Annotated in this window: 16 protein-coding genes; 11 read left to right on the top strand and 5 right to left on the bottom strand. The window is 54.1% G+C overall.

The annotated features are described in order from the left end of the window. The first annotated feature begins 10 nt into the window (after nucleotides 1-10). The 8 genes from nuoI to IPI80_RS07160 all read left to right on the top strand — a co-directional run bounded on the left by nuoI (nucleotide 11) and on the right by IPI80_RS07160 (nucleotide 7,712). The gene (gene nuoI, locus IPI80_RS07195) at nucleotides 11-538 is read left to right on the top strand and encodes an NADH-quinone oxidoreductase subunit NuoI (RefSeq protein WP_413858575.1); all 528 of its coding nucleotides are present in this window, start codon (nucleotides 11-13) and stop codon (nucleotides 536-538) included. 25 nt (nucleotides 539-563) lie between these two features. Continuing rightward, nucleotides 564-1,220 carry an NADH-quinone oxidoreductase subunit J gene (locus IPI80_RS07190; protein ID WP_413858573.1) on the top strand — a complete coding sequence of 219 codons (657 nt, stop codon included), beginning with the start codon at nucleotides 564-566 and terminating at the stop codon, nucleotides 1,218-1,220. Next, nucleotides 1,217-1,525: an NADH-quinone oxidoreductase subunit NuoK gene (nuoK, locus tag IPI80_RS07185; protein WP_413858571.1), complete on the top strand. Its 309-nt coding sequence runs from the start codon at nucleotides 1,217-1,219 to the stop codon at nucleotides 1,523-1,525. Before IPI80_RS07190 ends, nuoK begins: the two co-directional genes overlap by 4 nt. A 7-nt stretch (nucleotides 1,526-1,532) precedes the next feature. After that, a complete protein-coding gene (gene nuoL / locus IPI80_RS07180) occupies nucleotides 1,533-3,557 on the top strand; it encodes an NADH-quinone oxidoreductase subunit L (RefSeq protein ID WP_413858569.1) in 2,025 nt (674 codons plus the stop codon). 12 nt (nucleotides 3,558-3,569) lie between these two features. Continuing rightward, nucleotides 3,570-5,045 carry an NADH-quinone oxidoreductase subunit M gene (locus IPI80_RS07175; RefSeq protein WP_413858567.1) on the top strand — a complete coding sequence of 492 codons (1,476 nt, stop codon included), beginning with the start codon at nucleotides 3,570-3,572 and terminating at the stop codon, nucleotides 5,043-5,045. A 24-nt stretch (nucleotides 5,046-5,069) separates the two neighbouring features. Beyond that, nucleotides 5,070-6,560, top strand: coding sequence for an NADH-quinone oxidoreductase subunit NuoN (gene nuoN / locus IPI80_RS07170; protein ID WP_413858565.1), 1,491 nt, complete (start codon nucleotides 5,070-5,072; stop codon nucleotides 6,558-6,560). Nucleotides 6,561-6,650: 90 nt separating this feature from the next. Next, nucleotides 6,651-7,250, top strand: a complete 600-nt coding sequence (locus tag IPI80_RS07165) for an NUDIX domain-containing protein (protein WP_413858563.1) — start codon at nucleotides 6,651-6,653, stop codon at nucleotides 7,248-7,250. Between the two features lie 12 nt (nucleotides 7,251-7,262). Further along, a complete protein-coding gene (locus tag IPI80_RS07160; protein WP_413858561.1) occupies nucleotides 7,263-7,712 on the top strand; it encodes a DUF1178 family protein in 450 nt (149 codons plus the stop codon). 56 nt (nucleotides 7,713-7,768) lie between these two features. Here IPI80_RS07160 and IPI80_RS07155 read toward each other — a convergent pair whose 3' ends face one another. Then, a complete protein-coding gene (locus tag IPI80_RS07155; RefSeq protein ID WP_413858559.1) occupies nucleotides 7,769-9,559 on the bottom strand; it encodes an ABC transporter transmembrane domain-containing protein in 1,791 nt (596 codons plus the stop codon). A 187-nt stretch (nucleotides 9,560-9,746) separates the two neighbouring features. Between IPI80_RS07155 and IPI80_RS07150 the strand changes: the two genes are divergently transcribed. Next, nucleotides 9,747-10,061 carry a c-type cytochrome gene (locus IPI80_RS07150; protein ID WP_413858557.1) on the top strand — a complete coding sequence of 105 codons (315 nt, stop codon included), beginning with the start codon at nucleotides 9,747-9,749 and terminating at the stop codon, nucleotides 10,059-10,061. A 125-nt stretch (nucleotides 10,062-10,186) separates the two neighbouring features. Further along, on the top strand, nucleotides 10,187-10,885 hold the full coding sequence (locus IPI80_RS07145; RefSeq protein ID WP_413858555.1) for a Crp/Fnr family transcriptional regulator: 699 nt from the start codon (nucleotides 10,187-10,189) through the stop codon (nucleotides 10,883-10,885). Here the strand turns inward: IPI80_RS07145 and IPI80_RS07140 are convergent. Then, nucleotides 10,882-11,403, bottom strand: coding sequence for a cytochrome D1 domain-containing protein (locus IPI80_RS07140; protein ID WP_413858553.1), 522 nt, complete (start codon nucleotides 11,401-11,403; stop codon nucleotides 10,882-10,884). The two genes, IPI80_RS07145 and IPI80_RS07140, sit on opposite strands and share 4 nt — an antisense overlap. Before the next feature lie 278 nt (nucleotides 11,404-11,681). After that, on the bottom strand, nucleotides 11,682-13,421 hold the full coding sequence (locus IPI80_RS07135; protein WP_413858551.1) for a cytochrome D1 domain-containing protein: 1,740 nt from the start codon (nucleotides 13,419-13,421) through the stop codon (nucleotides 11,682-11,684). Nucleotides 13,422-13,633: 212 nt separating this feature from the next. On the opposite strand from IPI80_RS07135, the gene IPI80_RS07130 reads away from it, so the two are divergent. Next, complete coding sequence (locus IPI80_RS07130) at nucleotides 13,634-15,895, top strand: TonB-dependent hemoglobin/transferrin/lactoferrin family receptor (RefSeq protein ID WP_413858549.1); 2,262 nt, start codon at nucleotides 13,634-13,636, stop codon at nucleotides 15,893-15,895. A 10-nt stretch (nucleotides 15,896-15,905) separates the two neighbouring features. Here the strand turns inward: IPI80_RS07130 and IPI80_RS07125 are convergent, their stop codons facing one another. Beyond that, on the bottom strand, nucleotides 15,906-17,015 hold the full coding sequence (locus IPI80_RS07125) for a lipocalin-like domain-containing protein (RefSeq protein WP_413858547.1): 1,110 nt from the start codon (nucleotides 17,013-17,015) through the stop codon (nucleotides 15,906-15,908). After that, nucleotides 17,012-18,091: a PLP-dependent cysteine synthase family protein gene (locus tag IPI80_RS07120; RefSeq protein WP_413858545.1), complete on the bottom strand. Its 1,080-nt coding sequence runs from the start codon at nucleotides 18,089-18,091 to the stop codon at nucleotides 17,012-17,014. Before IPI80_RS07120 ends, IPI80_RS07125 begins: the two co-directional genes overlap by 4 nt. Nucleotides 18,092-18,210 lie beyond the last annotated feature (119 nt).

The following is an 18,210-nucleotide window of genomic DNA, read 5'->3' as shown; positions in this document are numbered from 1 at the left end:
GCCTATGCCTATGCCAACAACGCCGACTGCTAATACACCCGCAGTGAGTGAGTTCTCGTTGAAAGATTTTCTTTCCAGTTTTCTTTTGGTCGAGTTATTCAAAGGGATGGCGCTCACAGGCAAATATGCCTTTAAAAGCAAGATCACGCTGGAATACCCCGAAGAAAAAACACCACAGTCTCCGCGATTCCGTGGGTTGCATGCTTTGCGCCGGTACGAAAACGGTGAAGAGCGGTGCATCGCTTGTAAGTTGTGCGAAGCAGTTTGTCCTGCGATGGCGATCACGATTGAGTCGGATGTTCGGGCAGATGGGTCTCGTCGTACCACGCGGTATGACATTGATTTGACAAAGTGTATTTTCTGTGGTTTCTGCGAAGAAAGCTGCCCAGTGGACTCCATCGTCGAAACCCATATTTTTGAGTACCACGGTGAAAAGCGTGGGGATCTCTACTTTACAAAGGACATGCTGCTGGCGGTCGGCGATCGTTACGAACGTGAGATTGCAGCAAGCAGGCAGGCAGACGCCAAATATCGTTGAAATGCTGCAAGAAAGAATTTGAATCATGAGCGTTACGACTGGCTTGTTCTATCTGTTTTCAACCATCATGCTGGTGGCTGCGTTTCGTGTAATTACGGCGCGCAACCCAGTTCATGCGGTTTTGTTTTTGGTCCTAACCTTTTTCCAAGCCTCCATGATCTGGATGCTGCTCAAGGCAGAGTTTCTATCACTCATACTGATTTTGGTGTACGTCGGTGCGGTGATGGTCCTATTTTTGTTTGTCGTCATGATGGTTGACGTCAAAACTGAAGAGTTGCGTGTGGGTTTTTGGAAGCATTTTCCCGTCGCTGCCCTGGTTGGCGTGTTGATTGCCCTTGAAATGGCAACCGTTCTGATGGGTGGTTTCAGAGTCACGGAAGGTCCGAACGAAGTAATTGCAATGGTACCCGGCGCGCCCAGGGTGTCGGATGCAAAAGAGTTGGGGAAGTTGCTGTACACGCAGTATCTATATCCGCTTGAGGTTGCCGCTGCCATTTTGCTGGTAGCCATGATTGCGGCGATTGCCTTGACACTGCGGTCGCGTAAGGACACCCGATATGTCAATCCTTACGATCAGGTACGCGTCAAGGCGCGGGATCGTTTGCAAGTGTTGAAAATGGTATCGACCAAAGCCCCGCCAGTCTCGGCGCCCGCAGTCTCAAGCGAGGGGGAACAAAAATGACTTTGACATTAGGGCACTTTCTCACTTTGGGTGCGATCCTCTTTGCGCTCTCGGTAATTGGTATTTTCTTGAATCGACGCAACCTGATTGTTTTGTTGATGGCTATCGAGTTGATGCTATTGGCTGTGAACACCAATTTTGTGGCGTTCTCCCATTACCTGCACGACATGAATGGGCAGATATTCGTTTTCTTCATCTTGACGGTGGCAGCTGCTGAATCCGCTATTGGTTTGGCCATTCTGGTTCTGCTGTTTCGCAATCGCTCCAGCATTAGCGTGGACGACCTCAACACGCTCAAGGGTTAATTAAGATATGAGCCAAACCCTGTCTGTTTCCAATTTGCTGATCGTGCCATTGGCACCGCTTGTGGGCTCTGTTCTCGCAGGTATTTTGGGCACCAAATTTGGTGGAAATGTGATTGGCCGCCGTGCCAGTCACACGGTAACCATATTGGGCGTGCTGATTGCCTTCATTGTGTCGGCCTTGACCTTGCAATCTGTGGTGCAAGATGGCGCTCGCTTCAACGAAACCATCTACACGTGGATGGTAGTGGGTGGTCTCAAGATGGAGGTGGGATTTCTGGTTGACGGTCTGACGGCCATGATGATGTGCGTCGTGACCTTCGTTTCCCTGATGGTTCACATCTACACCATCGGTTACATGGAAGAAGACGAAGGCTACAACCGGTTCTTTTCCTATATTTCCCTTTTCACTTTCTCCATGTTGATGCTCGTTATGAGCAATAACATGCTGCAACTGTTTTTCGGCTGGGAAGCCGTAGGCTTGGTTTCGTACTTGCTAATCGGTTTTTGGTTTAACAAGCCTACTGCCATATTCGCCAATATGAAGGCCTTCATGGTCAATCGCGTGGGGGACTTCGGTTTCATTCTCGGGATTGGCTTGATTGCAAGCTTTGCTGGCACGTTGAACTACGCGGAGGCTTTTGCAAAATCAGCAGAACTGTCCGCGTTGAATTTGCCCGGAACCGATTGGATGCTGGTCACCGTAATCTGCATTTGCCTCTTCATTGGTGCCATGGGTAAATCGGCACAGTTCCCTTTGCATATATGGTTGCCAGACTCGATGGAGGGCCCAACCCCCATTTCCGCGCTGATTCACGCTGCGACGATGGTGACGGCCGGTATTTTTATGGTGGCGCGCATGTCGCCTTTCTTTGAATTGAGTGATACCGCGTTGAGTTTTGTGATGGTTATTGGTTCCATTACGGCGCTGTTCATGGGCTTCTTGGGCATTGTTCAGAACGACATCAAACGCGTGGTCGCTTATTCCACATTGTCCCAATTGGGTTATATGACCGTTGCACTCGGAGCTTCTGCCTATTCGGTGGCGGTATTCCATTTGATGACACACGCGTTCTTTAAGGCCTTGTTGTTCCTGGCCGCTGGTTCCGTGATCATGGGCGTTCACCACAATCAGGATATTCGCTGGATGGGAGGACTGCGCAAGTACATGCCCATCACTTGGATCACTTCATTGCTTGGTTCGTTGGCTCTGATCGGTACGCCATTTTTTGCAGGTTTCTATTCCAAGGACAGCATTATTGAAGCGGTCATGGAGAGTCACCTGCCAGGGGCTGGTTTCGCACAGTTTGCAGTTTTGGCAGGCGTGTTTGTTACAGCTTTCTACTCCTTTCGGATGTACTTTCTGGTGTTTCATGGCAAGGAGCGATTCGATCAAAATCCTGATGCCCACGATGGACACCATGACGGTCATGACGACCATCACGGCGACGCCCACCATCCGCATGAGTCACCCTGGGTCGTGACCGTGCCGTTGGTGTTGCTGGCGATTCCATCGGTGGTGATTGGTTATCTTGCAATTGGTCCCATGCTATTCGGTGATTTCTTCAAGGACTCGATCTTTGTGAACTCCGAATTGCACCCGGCCATGGAAGAGTTGAAACATGCGTTTCATGGCCCGATGCAGATGGCAATGCACTCTCTTACCAGTTTGCCTTTGTTGTTGGCAACGGCTGGCGTGCTGTTGGCCTACGTCTTTTACATGCTCAAGCCAGAGTGGCCGGCCGCGATCAAGCGTACGTTCATGCCCATTTTCATCCTGTTGGAAAACAAGTACTACATGGATTGGATCAACGAAAACATTGTGGTCAAGGGTGGACAAGCTTTGGGCAGAGCATTTTGGAAAGTAGGAGATCAAGCCATCATTGATGGTGGCATCGTCAATGGCTCCTGGAAGCTGATTGGCGTGGTTTCCAGCGTAGTGCGTAAGGTGCAAACAGGGTACCTGTACCACTATGCGATGGTCATGATTTTGGGGATATTCGTGTTGATGACGTACTTCGTTTTTCGCACGTAGGAGAAAAAGAACATGGGATTGTTGAGCCTTGCGATTTGGACGCCCATTGCGTTCGGCGTGGTATTGCTGGCATTGGGCCGTGATGAGCAGGTACAAATGGTGCGCTGGATCGCTTTGTTTGGCGCAGTCGCCAGCTTTGTGCTCACGCTGCCTTTGTACAGCCAATTCGACACCACCACAGCTGCAATGCAGTTTGTTGAAAATTATTCGTGGATAGAACGTTTTAATGTGAAATATCACGTGGGAGTGGATGGAATTTCGCTGTGGTTTGTACTTCTGACTGCCTTCATCAATGTGATAGTAGTCATCGCTGGCTGGGAGGTAATTACCCGGCGAGTCAACCAATACATGGGCGCGTTTCTGATTCTGAGTGGATTCATGATCGGCGTATTTTCTGCTCTGGACGGCTTGCTGTTCTACGTTTTCTTTGAAGCTACCTTGATTCCTATGTACCTGATCATTGGTATCTGGGGTGGGCCAAACAAGATTTACGCAGCGTTCAAGTTTTTTCTGTACACCTTGCTCGGTTCCTTGCTGATGCTGATTGCCATGATATTCCTGTACACCAAATCGGGTGGCAGCTTTGATGTTGCGACTTGGCAGACTTTGCAACTGGACGGCACTACGCAGACCTTGCTGTTTTTTGCCTTTTTTGCGGCGTTTGCGGTGAAGGTCCCCATGTGGCCAGTTCATACCTGGTTGCCCGATGTGCACGTTGAAGCGCCTACCGGTGGTTCTGCTGTTCTGGCGGCCATCATGCTCAAGTTGGGTGCCTATGGTTTTTTGCGGTTTTCCCTGCCGATTGCTCCCGACGCTGCCCATGAGTGGGCTTGGCTGATGATTGCACTGTCATTGATCGCAGTTGTTTACGTTGGTCTGGTGGCCATGGTGCAGCAGGATATGAAGAAGCTGGTTGCTTATTCGTCTGTGGCACACATGGGTTTTGTGACGTTGGGGTTCTTTATTTTTAGTGAATTGGGTGTTTCTGGTGGTCTGGTGCAGATGATTGCACACGGTTTCGTCTCGGGCGCCATGTTCCTTACCATCGGTGTGCTGTACGACCGGATGCACTCCCGTGAAATTTCCAGCTACGGCGGTGTTGTCAACACTATGCCCAAATTTGCAGCTTTTGCCTTGTTTTTTGCAATGGCGAATTGCGGATTGCCAGGCACTGCTGGATTCGTCGGAGAGTGGATGGTGATTCTTGCTGCAGTCAAGTTCAACTTCTGGATCGGTTTTGGTGCAGCAAGCGCGTTGATTTTTGGCGCCGCTTACAGCCTGTGGATGTTCAAGCGTGTTTACCTGGGGCCGGTGGTCAACGACCATGTCAAGGAACTCAAGGATATCAATGTGCGTGAGTTCCTCATGCTTGCATTGCTGGCAATTGCCGTATTGTGGATGGGTGTCTACCCCAAACCCTTCACGGATGTGATGGACGTTTCGGTTGCGCAACTGCTTAAACATGTTGCTGTTTCGAAGTTGAATTGATCAAACTGAATTGAGAGATGAACGATGATTGACAAACTCAGTTGGATCGCTGTTTACCCCGATATTGTTTTGCTGGTAATGGCGTGTGTCATTGCTTTGCTGGACTTGGGTATCAAGAGTCCGATGCGCGGCACCACCTATGTGTTTACGTTGTTGACCCTGGCGGTTGTTGCCTACATGCAGGCTGACCTGGCGTTGAGCGAAACGACCATTTATGCTTTTGGCAACATGGTGGTTAGTGACCCCATGGGGAACTGGCTCAAATGCTTTGCAACCGTGGCCGTGATGGTGACGTTGGTGTACGGCCGACCTTATGCCGGACACCGTGGCATGCTTCGCGGGGGCGAATTTTTTACTCTCAGCATGTTTGCTTTGCTGGGCATGTCCGTCATGATTTCTGGCAACAACCTGCTGGTAATTTACACGGGACTGGAGCTGTTAACTCTTTCCAGCTATGCGCTGGTGGCTTTGCGCCGTGACAATGCAACGGCAACTGAGGCGGCCATGAAGTATTTTGTACTGGGAGCCTTGGCATCCGGTTTTTTGCTGTACGGGATGTCCATGCTCTACGGCGCCACAGGTACGTTAGACATCACTACCATGTTCAAGGCCATTGCTTCTGGACAGATTCGTCACCAAGTGTTGGTTTTTGGCCTGGTGTTCGTTGTGGCAGGTCTTGGCTTTAAGCTGGGTGCGGTGCCTTTTCACATGTGGATTCCTGATGTCTATCAAGGTGCCCCAACTGCCATAACGCTGTTGATTGGTGGCGCGCCCAAATTGGCTGCGTTTGGCATAGTCATGCGTCTGCTGGTCGAAGGGATGTTGCCACTGGCTTTTGATTGGCAACAAATGCTGCTGGTGTTATCGATTGGTTCGCTGGTGGTTGGTAACTTGGTGGCGATTGCGCAGACAAATTTCAAACGCATGTTGGGGTATTCAACGATTTCGCAAATGGGCTTTGTTTTGTTGGGTCTTATGTCTGGCGTAGTGAATGGTGACGCTTTGTCGTTTGCAGCCAATGCGTACAGTTCAGCCATGTTCTATGTGGTCACCTATGTGCTGACTACATTGGCCAGTTTCGGTGTTTTGCTGTTGTTGTCACAGGAAGGCTTTGAGAGCGAAGAAATTGCGGACTTGGCAGGGCTCAACCAACGCAGTCCTCTTTATGCTGGTGTGATGGCTGTTTGTTTGCTGTCTCTGGCCGGTATTCCGCCTTTGGTCGGCTTTTATGCAAAACTTGCAGTGCTGCAGGCCTTGATAGCGTCTGGTCAGAATATTCATTTGGCGATCGCAGTTTTTGCGGTGCTCATGTCTCTGATAGGCGCGTTCTACTACCTGCGAGTGATCAAGGTGATGTATTTTGACAGTCCAATTACCGCTAGCAGTGTGGTAGCGCCGTTGGATGTCCGCATTGTTCTGTGCTTGAATGGTGCCTTGATACTGGGATTGGGTCTGTTGCCTGGTGGACTGTTGGCGCTGTGTGGAAACGCTGTTCGGCGGATGCTGGGTACTTGACTCGCAATATACCCGCTGAATACGAAATCGTGCCTCCGTGCTTTAGGGTATGAGCGTGTTGAGTGAAGTCTCCGTGTTGCTGGACTTGACATGACCGATCGTCATTTGATTGAGACACAGCAATCCAGCCAAGTGGTTTTCAAAGGCCGCTTTCTTCACGCTTTTCAGGATACCGTTGAACTTCCAGATGGCAGTTCAACGGTTCGGGAATACGTTGTTCATCCAGGCGCGGTCATGGTCATACCATTGTTGCAGATCGAAGATGGCAGCCTGCGGGTCGTGTTAGAACGACAGTTTCGATACCCTGTTGATCGCGTGATGGTCGAGTTTCCTGCTGGTAAGTTGGATGCCGGTGAGGTTTCTTTCGCGTGCGCCAAAAGAGAACTGCAGGAAGAAACAGGCTACTACGCAGCCGAATGGGCGCGGGCAGGGCAGATGCACCCGGTCATTGCATACTCCACCGAATTCATTGACATTTGGTTTGCCAGAGGCTTGGTTTGTGGGCAGCGTCATCTTGATGCTGGCGAATTTCTCGACGTCATCACGGCTTCGCCTTCCGAGTTATTGCAATGGTGCAGCGATGGCCGTGTTACCGATGCCAAGACTCTAGTGGGTGCACTGTGGCTGCAAAATGTGTTGAATGGCGTCTGGAATCTCAATTGGCAGTCCGCTGACGCAGTTGGCGGCTGATGGGGCGTAATCGTGAAAGTGCTCAACCTCCTTTGTGCGCAGGGGCACACCTTCGAAGGGTGGTTTGCCTCAGAAACTGAATTTGTTGCTCAGAATCAGGCTTTACAGATATTGTGTCCTGCCTGTGGCGACCCATCGGTGACCAAACAGGTGAGTGCTCCGCGTTTCATGCGGTCCGGGCGTGGGGAACGTTTGCATGGAAAACAAGAGCAACCAGTGCCTACCATCGGCGTATCGGACGTTACGTCCGTTTGGTTTGCGATGGCCCGCCACGTGCTCGCGCACACCGCGGATGTTGGTGATCGTTTCGCCGAAGAAGCACGGAAAATCCATTACGGTGAAACGCCAATTCGCGGTATACGTGGTACCGCTACCCGTGAAGAGACACTGACTTTGTTAGAGGACGGGATTTACGTTTTGCCTTTTTCTTTGCCACAGGCGTTGAAAGAGCCAATGCAATGAATACTGGGAGCTGATGGGCACAATGTTCCCTGTGAATGGCCGATTTGCGCAGGGTTTTAGGCGTTAAATTGCAGCGCTGCCAGTCCGGCATACATGCCACCCCGTGCGACCAGCTCCGCGTGGGTCCCCTGTTCCACCAGTTTTCCATGATCCAGCACCAAAATCCGGTCTGCTTTTTGCACGGTCGCGAGCCGGTGGGCGATCACCAGAGTTGTGCGGTTTTGCATGGCAGACTCCAGGGCTGCTTGGACCATGCGCTCGCTCTCGGCATCCAAGGCACTCGTGGCCTCATCCAGTAATAGCAGCGGAGGATTTTTGAGTATGGCACGCGCGATGGCAATGCGCTGTCGCTGTCCACCGGACAGTCGCAGGCCGCGCTCGCCCAAAAATGTCTTGTACCCCTCGGGCAGAGCAGTGATGAACTCATGGGCAAACGCCGCTTGCGCAGCGGATATTACTTCTGCGTCTGTGGCTGTAGGCTTGCCGTACCGGATGTTTTCCAAGGCAGAGTTGGAGAAAATGACGGCATCCTGCGGCACGATGCCTATCCGCTGGCGCAGCGTATCCAAAGCCATTTTCTGCGTTGGTACGCCATCGACCATGATTTTGCCGCTGGTGGGGTCGTAGAACCGCAGGAGCAAATGAAATACGGTGCTCTTCCCCGCACCACTGGGGCCGACCAAGGCGATGGTCTGTCCTGGTTCGACAGTCATGGAAAAGTCTGACAACGCAGGCTGCAACGGGCGTGATGGGTAGTGAAACTGAATTGCTTCGAATTTGATAGCGCTTCCACCAGTGGGTGCGAGGGCTAGAGCCGGGTTTTCCGGTGAAACAATTGGTGACTTTGTGCCCAACAATTCCATCAGCCGCTCAGTGGCACCTGCAGCACGGAGCAAGTCGCCGTACACCTCCCCCAGAATGGCGAAGGCGCTCGCCAAAATGATGACGTAGAACACCGTTTGTCCGAGATGGCCTGCTGTTATTCGGCCTGCCATTACAGCCTGTGTTCCCTGGTACAGACCCCAAAGCAGCGCCGCAGAGGTTGCGATGATGATGAAGGCGACCAGCACTGAACGTGCCTTGGAGCGGCGTACGGCCGTCTCAAAGGCATTGTTGGTCGAGATATTGAAGCGTGCGGCTTCCCGTCCTTCGGCTGAATAGCTTTGCACGACCGGTATGGCATTGAGCACTTCGGCCGCGATGGAGCTGGAGTCAGCAATACGGTCCTGGCTTGCGCGGGACAGCTTGCGTACCCGGCGGCCAAACCATAGGCTGGGAATTACCACCAAAACCAGCACGCCCAGCACCTGAAACATCACCAACGGGTTGGTCCAGACCAAAATACCCAATGCTCCAATGCCCATGACCAGATTGCGCAGGCCCATGCTCAGCGACGAGCCCACTACGGTTTGTACCAGGGTCGTGTCGACCGTGAGACGCGACAATACTTCCCCGGTTTGGGTGGTTTCGAAGAATTCGGGGCTTTGCTTTAAAACGTGGCGGTACACCGCGTTGCGCAGGTCGGCGGTCACGCGTTCACCCAGCCAGCTCACCATGTAAAAACGTCCTGCGGAAAATACGCCAAGGGCGACAGCAACAAGAAACAGGGCGCCAAAGTGCTCCCGCAGCGCCATGACTTGTTGGCCCTTGTTCTCCACAACCAGTCCACCGTCGATCAGGCCACGCAGCGCCATAGGAAACGCCAATGTGGCCATTGCAGCCAAGACAAGGAACACAATAGCCAAACCAATGCGTCCACGGTAGGGGCGCAAAAAAGGGAGCAAACCTGAAAGCGATTTGGGATTTTGGGACTTTTTGCGTTCGTTAGGGGTAGTGGTATTGGGCATATTGGGCAATAGATGGGCGGGTTCTCAACAAAAACAACCAGGCAAGCTAATTTAGATCAATTTGTGGTTTTGCTGGTTCTGCTATCCTTGAGCAGCGGAGTGGTCAACCACTGATACCTTAGTCCCGTTGAGGGATTGCGGCTCATCCGCGAGAGCTTTCCCCCAAATTAACCGAAGAGGAATAGAAATGAAACGTATTATTCTGGCTGTATTGTCTGCTGCTGCCACTTTGGCTATGACCAGCCCAGCGTTTGCCGACGAGGCGCTCGCGAAATCCAAGAATTGCATGGCGTGCCATTCCATTGACAAGAAAGTTGTGGGCCCAGCTTACAAGGACGTCGCCAAGAAGTATGCAGGCGATGCCAAGGCTGCCGACATGTTGGCCACCAAGGTCATCAAGGGTGGTTCTGGAGTCTGGGGTCCTGTACCCATGCCTGCTAACGCACAAGTCAATGAAGCTGACGCCAAGAAGTTGGTTGCCTGGATTTTGTCGCTCAAGTAAGCGTTCGAACTCAAAAAACCCGCTTTATGCGGGTTTTTTTGTTTCACGGTGGGTTTTCGGTGCCGTATTGACCACGGCTTACAATTTGGCGTTCCGTACCCAACCGCCCACCACTGAGAAAACCCATGGAAGTAGATGAGTTCAATATTCCGCGTTTCCTTGCCGTGCTGCCGCTGTTTAGCGATTTGTCGCCATTGGAGTTGAGCCGGGCTGCGCAAGGGTGCCAGGTTCTGCGCTTGGCGCGGGGCGACGTCATTTTCCGGTTCGGAGAGCCCTGCGAAGAGTTCCATGTCGTGATTTCAGGGCAAGTGAAACTGTTTGCCATTTCTCCTGCGGGGCATGAAAAAGTGATTGAGCTGGTTGGTCCAGGGCAGAGTTTTGCAGAAGCACTGATGTTTACCGGAAAAGCCTACATCCTGAATGCAGAGGCTTTGTCTTCCACGTTACTGCTTAAAGTGAGCAAGCGCGCCATTGTTGCGGAAATTGAACGAGATCCGCGTTTTTCCATGAAGATGCTGGCGGGTATCTCGCGTCGCCTGCATGGTTTGGTGCATGACATTGAGTCGGGCGCATTGCACAGCGGTATGCAGCGCGTCATTGGGTATTTGTTACGAGACAACGAAGTCCAGGATTGCGCGAGCCGTGAGGTCATAACGGTGTCCTTGCCGGTTACCAAGGCGACCATTGCTTCCCGGCTGTCACTAACACCAGAGTATTTTTCCAAGGTACTGCGTGAACTGGAAGAAGAAAAACTGATTGAAATTGACAAACGTGACATTCGCATCATTGATGCGCCTCGGCTGGCGCGATACGGCGTGCACTAATTTTTAGTGCGTCGTACGTTTTGCGGGAGCTGGGCGCGAATGGAGTCTTGAGGAATTTCCGCAACTTTGCGGCGAATGTTCAGGTTGATGACCTGAATCAGCGGATGGCCCGGCGCTTGTTTGCCTTCTACCGAGTAGGGCGCAGTCAGTACATTTACGCCTGACGACTCTATCTGGATCACCTCTAACGGTTCTTCCAATAGAGTGCGGCGGATGCCCAAAAATCCCGGTTTGGCTATGGACTCACCCATCCTGTAGTCGTGCACGTAACCATCATGGATGGGTTCGGCATTTGCGTCATAGCTGATTTCCCATAGTTCCGGGATGTCCTTCTGGCCGACGATGAAGCTTTTACGAAGCCGATTGTCTTTGATTGAGTTAATTTGAGACGCATGCTTTCCGTCCAGGGTTGTTGATAGGTGGCGGACTTTCAGCTGAAGGCCTCCATCAAACAACCATAGAGTTGGGGGGGTGTCCGTTGCAACTGCCAACCAGCACCCATCAGCGGACAGTGCCATGTAGGTAGCGGGTGCGGTTAACTGGCGACTAACGGCCGCTGGTAGTGTGTTGATGCTTTCATTCTGGTCGACAACCTGGACACATTCGTTATTCGAAGCGGCCCTTGCATAGGGCAATCGGAAGAAAAACAAGAACAACAAAGTCAGTATCAAAATGAGAAAACGCCAACCGGACAGGCGCAAAAGGCAACTGTGCGGTGGCGTTGAAGGACCAACTCTGCGATTGGCCTAGATGGTCGGCGTTGAAGCGATTGCTAACCCCATTGCCGACATGAAGATCAATACACGTCGTGCTGCGTGTTGTTGATGTTGAAGTGACCCGTTGGCGTAATGATGCGTGGGTCTTTGATAACCGCCTTGAGTTTCAGCGTCTTGTCATCGACAACGACAAGGGCCGATTCCTTGTTCTTGGCTGACCAGACGGCGAACCAGACTTCATCCCCATTCATGTTGAACTCAGGTTGTACAACCCGTTGCGCACCGCCGTCAGCTGCGAGACCAGCCCACTCTGCAATCGGAAGAACTGTGTAGCCCTTGTCGAGGTTGTTGATGTCGTAGACCGCGACCGATTGCGAAATCTTTGGATCGGGATTCAGAGGCGTGTCGGAGTACAGGTGCTTGGACTTGGGGTGGCTCTTGATAAACAGGGCACCACCGCCTTGGCCTTTGAGCGTTTGCACAACCTTGAATGCCTGTGCCTTGTGCTTCACCGGATCGGTACCAATGAGGGAGATTGTTTCATCACCCAGATGTCCGGTTGCCCAAACGGGGCCAAACTTCGGGTGAATAAAGTTGGCACCACGTCCGGGGTGTGGAATCTTGCCGACATCAACAATTGCAGCCAGCTTGTCTTCCTTCGCGTCAATCACGCCGACTTTGTTGCTTTGGTTGGCCGCGACCATGAAGTAGCGTTTGGTGGAATCCCAGCCGCCATCATGCAGGAACCGAGCAGAGCCCAGTTCCGTGATTTTGAGTGCGTTCACGTCCGAGTAGTTGACCATCAGGGTTTTGCCGGTTTCCTTCACATTCACGATGAACTCGGGCTTGAAGTGAGATGCCACGATGGAAGCTACGCGTGGCTCAGGGTGGTATTCCTGTGTGTCAACGGTCATGCCACGGGTCGCCACGATCTTGAGTGGTTCAAGTGTGTCACCTTTCATGATGGCAAATTGGGGCGGCCAGTAGGCGCCGGCAATGACGAGCTTGTCGGTGAAGTCACCTTCCTTGCCCTTGTACTTGGACGTATCCACTGAACGGGCTTCCAGACCAATGCGGATTTCTGCGACGTTGTCGGGCTTGGGCATCCACATGTCGATCATGTTGACACGGCCATCGCGTCCAATGACGTAGAGGTAGCGTCCCGACGCGGATGTGCGGGAAATGTGCACGGCGTAACCGGTTTTTATGATGTTGATGATCTGCTTGGTGTCGCCATCGATCAAGGCAATTTCACCCGTGTCACGCAGCGTGGTCGAGAAGATGTTGCCAATGTTGTAATTGTTCATCTTCTTGGTGGGCCGATCCTTGGGCTGCACCGCAACTTTCCAGGTCGATTTCATGTCGGCCATGCTCCACTCGGGAGGCTGAGGCGGCTCGTGCTGAACGTAGCGCGCCATCATGTCAACCTGTGCTTCGGTTAACTCACCGGATGTTTGCCAGTTGGGCATGCCTGCAGGCGATCCGTAAGCAATAAATACCTTGAGGTAGTCGGTACCCTTGGCCACCGTGATGTCGGGGGTCAGTGGTTTGCCAGTTGCGCCCTTGCGCAACACGCCATGGCAGCCTGCACAGCGTTCGAAGTAAATTTTGCGCGCCGCATCAAACTCGGCGACGGTCATGGTTGGTGCCTTCGGGTTAATGCTGTGCACCATGGGTACATCACCGACGGGAGACGAATCACCAGCTTGGTAAGCCTTTTCAGCTGGCGCAACCGGTGCGGTCGGTGCCTGTGCTTGAGCGGACAAGGCCATGCTGGTGAGCAATACAGCAGCGACACTCTTTAATCTCAAATGCTTCATGGTGACTTTCTTGGTGTTATGGCCCCAATGGGCGCCCGGTTAGTGTTGAAAGAGAACAAGACAATGGTCTCGCAAAGTGGTTGCCGGAACATTGATCTGGATCAATTTGAACTCAGAATGCAGGTAACGTGGTTAAAGTGCTGCTGAATACAATTGACCATCGTCATTTTTTGAAACTAAAAAGAGTGTTTACATCCCATCCGTTACCGACTTTGCGCCTGAAACCTGTTGCCATGCTGGTTGCGTTCGCTTGCTCCACCACTTTCGGTGCCCATGCAGAAAGCCCATCAACAAGCCTGAATCAGGTGGTTGTCAGCGGGGCCCGCAGTGAGCAATTGCGCGACGACTTGCCCATGTCCATCGATGTTCTGACAGACAGTGACCTGTTAGACAAGCAAGTTGGCAACATCAAAGACTTGGTTAAAGACTATCCGAATGTGTCGGTGAAGCGCGCTCCGGCACGCTTCACGGTCACCGGTGCAGGCAATTCAACCGGGCGTGATGGCAACGCGGGCTTCAACATACGCGGTATCGGTGGCAACCGGGTGCTCATGCTGATTGACGGTACGCGGGTGCCTAGCAGCTACGTTAATGGCAACAACGCTTTTGGACGGGATGCTCTCTCGCTTGATCTCGTCAAGCGGGTCGAACTGGTACGCGGCCCCAGCTCTGTTCTGTATGGTTCGGACGGTCTGGCAGGGCTGGTCAACTTCATTACTTTCGAACCGGCTGACTTTCTGAGAAGTGCAGGGCCTGGCAACGGTGTGTTGGCGGGTCGCCTGGCCACCAACTGGAGCGGTGATGATCAGGGGTTGAATGTTGCGGCGACCGTTGCCGGGCGTGCGAGCGACGCGGTGCAATGGCTGATTACCGGTTCCGTGCACAAGGCCCAAGCCCTGGACAATATGGGTAGCAATGATGCCCCCAATATAACCCGTACACGCCCCAATCCACAGACCGACCGGGGTGACTCGCTGTTGGGCAAAGTGGTGCTGCGTCCGACTGCCACGCAAAAGCACGTTCTGACCCTGGAGCATGTTGGCAAGTCCAGCGATACCGAGTTGCTGTCCAGCCGTGCCGCAGTGCTACCGCCGCCAACTACGACCGCGACCAAAGCGCTGGTTGCCGGAGAAACCGATGCTGACACTTCGCGTCGGGATCGTTTCACCTGGGATAGTCGCTATGTGCTTTCGTCTCCCTGGGCAGACCAGTTGCAAACGGTGGTGAGCCTGCAGAACTCCGACGCGCAGGACAACGGCCGCACGATGCGCAACGATGCCGGCGTGCGCGTACGTGACACCAGCTACGGTGAGCATATTTGGCAGGCCAATGTGCAGGCGAGCAAGTCCGTGAATCTTTCAGACCAGTGGGCACAAAAGCTTACCTACGGGTTGGATTTGGCGAGTACCACCGTAACCAGCTGGTTTGGTGGTTTTGACCCCGCTCCCTTGGCCGCTTATGTACCCAAAAAGTACTTTCCTGATTCGCGTGACAGCAGCGCTGCGTTGTATGGACAAAGTGAAATTACGAATGACCGTTGGAGCATTACGCCGGGTCTGCGATTTGAGCGATTTGCGGTAGACGTCATTAGCCAGGACGGTTTTGCGCCGCCCGCCACCAAACCGGGCGTCTCCATGTCTGGTGTCAACACATCGCCTAAGCTGGGAGCCCTTTACCGTGTGTCACCCACCTGGTCGGTTTACGGCAATTTCGCCAGTGGCTTTCGCGCCCCCAACGCAGCCCAACTCAACGGCTTCATTGACCCCACTCCTGGTGTCAATGCCCGCTTGCTGCCCAACCCGGACCTGAAACCTGAGACCAGCAAGAATGTCGAACTCGGCTTGCGCACGCGCCTGCAGCGTCTGAGCCTGGATGTTGCCGCCTTCACTGGCGACTACCGGGAACTGATCGTGGACAAGAAGTTCCTGAATGGCACCAACACCGCATTGGACCCCAATGTGTTCCAGACCGTTAACGTTGACAACGCCACTATCTGGGGCTTTGAATTCAAGGGCAATATGGATTGGGGGCAGGTGGGTGCTGGCCGCTTGAGTACGCCTTTTGCCTATGGCATGACCCGCGGGCGGGATAACGCCACTGGGCTGCCGCTGAATTCCATTGATCCCGCCATGCTGGCAATGGGGTTGAACTACGATGCTGCCGCCTGGTCCGTGCGCATGGACCTGCGCTATCGCGCTGCCAAAGATGCCAGCGATGTGGACCTCACCGCCGGGCTCAAGGCCGGTAGTACCCAGTTCACCAATGTGCCTTCTGCGACCACGTTGGATGTTACTGGCCAGTGGCGTGTCCGCAAGGACTTGCGTGTGACTGCGGGAATCGTCAACCTGACCGATGCCAAGTACTGGCTCTGGTCGGATGTGCAGGGGCTGACCACCGCCAATGCCACAACCCAGGCCGATGCCTATACCCAGCCGGGGCGGCATGTGAACCTGTCTGTGGTAATGGATTTCTGATGACAAGCGATTACATGCGCATTGGGGCCGCGTACCCGGTCATTTCTAGGTAGCCGCGCCCCACCAGGCGCTGCTGACTGTCCCGGACCTCGCTCAGGCCTTCCCAATAGATGGCGCCGGTTGAGGCGCGGCTGTCGAGCTCCTGGTTGTCGAGCAGCGCGCGGACCGTGTAAGTGCCGGATGGCGTGCGCACAGCCCACTCGACCGGGTAGGTGGATTGGCTCAAGGGGCTCGTCCAGGTGCGCGCGGGACTGAATACGACATCGCCCCGTTGGAAGGTGTGCAATGCGGTTTGAGTGCGGAATGAGCCACCGTCCCACAGGGCTGCGCCGCGCCGGTCGCGCAACTGAAACGCCGTGAGCGCGCTTCCGTCAAACAGGTTGATGCCGATCCAGTCCCAACCTACCGCGTCCGGATGCAGCATTTCCTGGCTCCATTCGTGGTCCAGCCAGGCGGTGCTGCCCGGCTCCACCACAAGCTGCTTCCCGTGCAGCTCCAGTGCACCTTGCACCTGCATGTGGGGCAGGCTGTAGTAGTAGCTGGTTTGCGCCGCATCAGGCCCTTTGCGTGACAGGCCTTGATCGCCTTGCAGCAGCACGGGCTGTGTCGGTGTCAATGTCAGCGCGAGCGAGAAATCGGCGCAGCGCAAATTAGCCTGCAGAACCTGGTTCTGTTCCACAAGCGACCAGTCTTGTAGGGTAATGGCAGTGTGGGTAGAGTCTGCCCATGCTGTGTCTGTGGGGCTGTTGCCCGGCGCACGACCGCTTGAGCGCGCCATGCGTTGGTCGTGCCAGTGTTTTCGCCCTCGGATGTTGGTGATGGCCGCGTGCGCAAAGATCAGTTGGCGGGCTGCCAGGCCGGACCGCATGCCCTGGGTCTTGGGGATACGGCTGCGAAAGAATGTGAGCTGGAAGCCGTAGGCGGCTGTTTGACCGCCCGCGTTGGCCCAACCAGTGACATACCACCATTCGGTTGAAAAATCCGGGTGGGCGCCGCCATCCCGGGGAAACGCCAGCAGTGGGCCTGCGCTTGCCATGGCCGGGCAGCCCAAAGACAGGCTGGTCCAGATTCCCGCGCTCAACACTTTGCGGCGTGTGGGAGCGGGAAATACGGGCTTCACTGGGTGCGGCCCGCCGCGATAGACCGTGCCACGCGTTGTTCTGCGGCTGTGCATTCGCCCAGGTTGGAGGTCACCCATTCGGCGCAGTGGTAATTGGGCAAGTAGCGCTCGCCGGCATCGCATAGCAGCGAGAGGATGGAGCCTTGTTCGCCGGCTTGCAGCATCTCCTGCGCAAGTGTCAACATTCCGATGAAATTGGTTCCGGTGGACGGGCCCACCTTGCGCCCCAGCATGTGCGACAGCGCGCGCATGGCCGCTACAGAGTCCACATTGGGCACTTCCAGCATGCGGTCAACCAAGGTGCGGATAAAGCTGGCCTCAACCCGTGGCCGGCCAATACCCTCAATGCGGGAGCCTTCGCCGGTGATGGAGGCATCTCCCGTGCGATGGTAGGCGCCAAAAACCGAACCCGTGGGGTCCGGCACGCACACCTGCGTGGCGTATTGCTGGTAACGGATGTAGCGACCCACGGTGGCGCTGGTGCCACCGGTACCCGCGCCCACCACTACCCAGCGCGGAATGGGGTGGCGCTCACGCGCCATTTGGCTGAACATGCTCTGGGCAATGTTGTTGTTGCCGCGCCAGTCGGTGGCGCGTTCGGCGTACGTGAACTGGTCCATGTAGTGGCCACCGGTCTGCTGCGCCAATGCCTGGGCTTGGGCGTAGACCTCAGTGGCGTTGTCCACCAGGTGGCATTGGCCGCCATAGAACGCAATCTGTGCAATCTTCTCGGGGGAGGTGCTGCGCGTCATCACGGCAATAAATGGCAGGCCGAGCAGGCGGGCAAAGTACGCCTCGCTGACCGCTGTGGAGCCACTGGAGGCTTCCACAATGGTGGATCCCTCTTGCACCCAGCCATTGCACAACGCGTACAAAAACAGTGAACGTGCCAGCCTGTGCTTGAGGCTGCCAGTGGGGTGGGTAGATTCGTCCTTCAGGTAAAAGTCGATACCGTGCTGTGCAAATTCGGGCAACGGCAGGGGAATGAGGTGCGTATCGGCGCTGCGCAAGTAGTCGGCTTCAATCAGGCCAATCGAGCGGCTGAGCCAGCTGGTGGGGTTGGTCACAGTGTGCATTTTTGTATTCTGTCCTTGGGGCAGTGGCTCGCAACTTTACAAGATTTAACTTTACGTCAAGCCACCGACACTTCGTGGGGTCACAATACATACGTGACCCATACCAACAAGGTTGCCGG

The organism is Candidatus Aalborgicola defluviihabitans (assembly GCF_016705985.1).
Lineage (GTDB): Bacteria > Pseudomonadota > Gammaproteobacteria > Burkholderiales > Burkholderiaceae_C > Allorhodoferax > Allorhodoferax defluviihabitans.
Note: the sequence above shows the minus strand (reverse complement) of the source record. Positions and strands in the feature narration are given on the sequence as shown.